Here is a 3,904-nt window from a genome sequence, read left to right on the forward strand (position 1 = left end):
TTGTTAAAGAGCGTTTGGTTAAGAGCTTTTCGTCTCAACCGAGGCGCGCATTCTACGCTTTCCTCAGAGCCTGTCAAGCGTTTATTTTGAAGTTTTTTGCGAGAAACTCGTTTAGCTTCAAACACTTGACTCAACAGGGCGGCTAGCTTTACTTCGCCACCCCGTTGGAATGGTGCGCATTATAGGGCCGTCATCCACGAGGTCAACCTTTAATTTCAATGGTTTGAAATATTTCTGGCGAAGCCTCTTAAGGGCTATCACCCGCCCCACCAATTGCGCACTATATTGCTCATCCCGCCCGTCCAAGGATCGCCGCACTTAAATGAACACCCAACCCCGCAGCCTGGCCGCCACTCTCTTCCCGATCGGCCTGCTGCTTATAGCCATGGCATCGATCCAGTCCGGTGCGTCCCTGGCCAAAAGCATGTTCCCCATCATCGGAGCACAAGGCACCACTACACTGCGCCTGATCTTCGCCAGCATCATCATGCTGCTCATATTGCGCCCATGGCGGGTACGTATGACCGCTACCACCCTGCGCAACGTGGTCATCTATGGCATGGCGCTGGGTGGCATGAACTTCCTCTTCTATATGGCCCTGCAAACGGTACCGATCGGCATCGCCGTAGCCCTGGAGTTCACCGGCCCGTTGGCGGTGGCCATCTTCTCCTCGCGCCGGCCAATCGACTTCGTGTGGATTGCCTTGGCCATTGCCGGCCTGCTGCTGTTGCTACCGGCTGGCCAAGGCGGCCAGGCACTCGACCCGGTGGGCGCTGCTTATGCTTTGGGCGCCGGCGTATGCTGGGCCCTCTATATTCTGTTCGGGCAACGCGCCGGCGCCGAGCACGGTATTCAGAGTGCAGCCTTGGGGGTGGTCGTCGCCGCCCTGTTCGTCGCTCCCATAGGTATCGCACATGCCGGTAGCGCACTGCTCACACCTGCCTTGATCCCCGTGGCCCTGGCCGTTGCAGTGCTGTCCACCGCCCTGCCCTACAGCCTGGAAATGGTTGCCCTCACACGCATCCCGGCCCGTACGTTCGGCACGTTGATGAGTATCGAACCTGCATTCGGCGCACTGTCCGGCCTGCTGTTTCTCGGCGAGGTACTAACGCTCACCCAATGGCTGGCGATTGGGGCAATCATTGCCGCTTCGGTTGGCACTACCCTGTCCATGCGCAAAGAGCCAACCCCGGCTGTGGCAGCCGACTGATATGAGAAATATTTTCATTTGAGACAGGATTAGTGATTGTAGCGGTCCTCCTCGCTGATTAAGCTGTCACAGGATCATCATCTTTACGCTATCTACTGGACCGAACACGGACGCTGGGGATGTTTCAGGAAGAAGCAAAGCGATAACGACAGGGCAGACAGCTGATCCGCCCTGCATTTAAGGACAGGAATGAAACGTATTTTTCTCATCCTGGCCATCTTGGCTATTGCTGGATGTGCCGCCACAGCCAAGACTGAGGTCAAGAGGGGCAAGAAGGGCCTGCATATCAATTGTTCCGGCCTTTCCTCGTCATGGGACAACTGCTACAGCAAGGCCGCGACCTCCTGCAGCACACGCGGCTACCGGGTCATTGCACGCTCGGGCGATAGCGATGAACAAACCGGTGACTACTTGTTCGGCATCAACCCGGCGGGTTACACCAGCCGCAGCATGATCGTCATCTGCAAGTAGCAAAAAGGGCAGCTCACAAGCTGCCCTTTTCATTTGCCTTACAGCGGCGCGGTACGCGCCTCCAGCCAGGCCAACCCATCAGCCTTGAGCAGGGGCGCCAGGCGCTCACGCACTTTCGCATGATAGCCATTCAGCCAATCCACCTCGTCCTTGGCCAGTAGCTCGGGCAACAGGCAGCGGGTATCGATCGGGCACAGCGTCAAGGTCTCGAAGTGCAGGAAGTCGCCGAAGGCACTCTTGCCCGCTTCGCGGTTGACCACCAGGTTCTCGATACGTACGCCCCACTGCCCGGGGCGGTACGTACCGGGTTCGATCGAGCTGATCATGCCTGCCTGCATCGCTGTCTGCGGTGCAGGTGCCGCCTGGTAGGCAATCACTTGCGGGCCTTCGTGCACGTTCATGAAGTAGCCTACCCCGTGCCCGGTACCGTGGCCATAATCAACCTGGTCAGCCCAGATCGGCGCCCGGGCAATGGCGTCGAGCAACGGCGACAGCACCCCTCGCGGGAAGGTGGCACGCGACAGGGCGATCATACCCTTGAGTACCCGGGTGCAGTCCTGTTTCTGTGCATGGCTGGGGTTGCCGACGGGCACCATACGGGTGATGTCGGTGGTGCCGCCCAGGTATTGCCCGCCCGAATCGATCAGCAGCAAGCCATCACCCTCGATGATCGCATGCGACTGCTCGGTGGCACGGTAGTGCGGCATGGCGCCATTGCCATTGAAGGCGGCAATGGTCGAAAAACTCAGCGACACGAAATTCGCGCGTCGGGCACGCGCGGCAGTCAATTGCTCGTCAACGGTCAGCTCGGTAATCACCTCACAGCCGAGGTTCGCCTCGAACCAGGCGAAGAACTCGCACAACGCCGCACCGTCCTGCTCCATGACCTGGCGGATATGCACCAGATCATCGTCACCTTTGCAGGATTTGCTCAGGGTGGTGGGGTTGAGCCCCTCGACCAGCACAACCTCTGGCGCCAGATTGCCCAACAGGCCGCAGGTGACACGGGCCGGGTCTACCAGCAACCGCCCCCCCGCCGGAACAGCCGCCAGGGCTGCGCCAGCCTCGCTGTAGTCGCGCACCTCGATGCCGTCCACCGCCAGCACCTGACGCAAATGCGCGTCCACCTTGTCCTGACCCACGAACAGAATGGCCTGCTGCTGACTGATCAAGGCAAAGGCCAGGAAAACCGGGTTGTACGACACATCACTGCCACGCAGGTTGAACAGCCAGGCGATGTCATCGAGCGTAGCGATAAAGTGCCAGTCAGCCCCTTTGGCCTGGATGCCCTGGCGCAACTGCGCTAGTTTTTCCGCCCGGCTTACCGTGGCGTGCGGCGGCAAGTGCTGGTACACCGGGTTGGCGGGCAGCGCCGGGCGCCCGTCCCAGACCTGGTCTAGCAGGTCCTTGTCGGTCACCAGCCCTGCCCCACGTGCCTTCAACCGCTCGCCCAGTTGGCGCGCCGAAGCCAGAGCCATGACCGCTCCATCCACCGCGACGTTACCGTTTGGCGCGACATTATCGCTGAGCCATTCCAGCGCCCCTGGCTTGCCCGGCAAGAGCTTCATCAGTTCGATACCACTGCCGGCCAGCTCGCGCTCCGCCTGCTCCCAGTACCGGCTATCGACCCACAACCCTGCAAAGGCGGGCGTGACTACCAGCGTGCCTACCGAGCCGTGGAAACCCGACAGCCACTGACGCCCCTGCCAGTAACCGGGCAGGTATTCGGAAAGGTGAGGGTCGGCCGAGGGTACCAGCAAGGCATCGATGCCTCCGGCTGCCATGGCCTGGCGCACGCGCGCCAGTCGCTGCGGCACGCTTTGCTCAAGGGTGGTCTGGACGTTCATGCGCTCTCCTGCGGCTACATCAAGGTTGTTCCCATCCGCCGATAATGGAACAGCCGCCATTGCGCTGCAATCGGCACGACCAAGACACGGCATGCATTGCCCACCACGCCCTGTCCCAACAGGATACGGCCTACAACAAGGCCAGGACCACCGATCAAGTCCCGCTGAACTTCCGCAATGTACCGGCTTCACACACTGTACATTCATTGCAGACAGGCAAATGACCATGCCCAGTGCCTGCGACCGGAAAACCGGCGTTGTGTTGCTCGACACCCGCGAACATACGCCGGAGCATGAGCATGCCGTGCACCTCAAGCTCGCCGATGGCCTGGCCGGACTGCTGGGCTGCCCGCACGTCCACCCACCCCATTCCCCC

Annotated in this window: 3 protein-coding genes and 1 pseudogene; 3 read left to right on the top strand and 1 reads right to left on the bottom strand. The window is 60.6% G+C overall.

What is annotated here, in order from left to right; genetic code table 11:
- The first annotated feature begins 322 nt into the window (after positions 1–322).
- Both rhtA and JOY50_RS28390 read left to right on the top strand, forming a co-directional pair.
- Entirely contained in the window at positions 323–1,210 is an 888-nt protein-coding gene (rhtA, locus tag JOY50_RS28385; RefSeq protein WP_019472373.1) for a threonine/homoserine exporter RhtA, read from the top strand.
- A 189-nt stretch (positions 1,211–1,399) separates the two neighbouring features.
- Positions 1,400–1,681, top strand: coding sequence for a hypothetical protein (locus JOY50_RS28390; RefSeq protein ID WP_132846271.1), 282 nt, complete (start codon positions 1,400–1,402; stop codon positions 1,679–1,681).
- Between the two features lie 38 nt (positions 1,682–1,719).
- Here JOY50_RS28390 and JOY50_RS28395 read toward each other — a convergent pair whose 3' ends face one another.
- Positions 1,720–3,528, bottom strand: coding sequence for an aminopeptidase P family protein (locus JOY50_RS28395; RefSeq protein WP_132846270.1), 1,809 nt, complete (start codon positions 3,526–3,528; stop codon positions 1,720–1,722).
- 220 nt (positions 3,529–3,748) lie between these two features.
- Between JOY50_RS28395 and JOY50_RS28400 the strand changes: the two are divergent.
- Positions 3,749–3,904, top strand: a pseudogene (locus JOY50_RS28400) (DUF3182 domain-containing protein); the annotation flags it as partial.

Source organism: Pseudomonas sp. BP01, assembly GCF_022760795.1.
Classification (GTDB): domain Bacteria; phylum Pseudomonadota; class Gammaproteobacteria; order Pseudomonadales; family Pseudomonadaceae; genus Aquipseudomonas; species Aquipseudomonas putida_Q.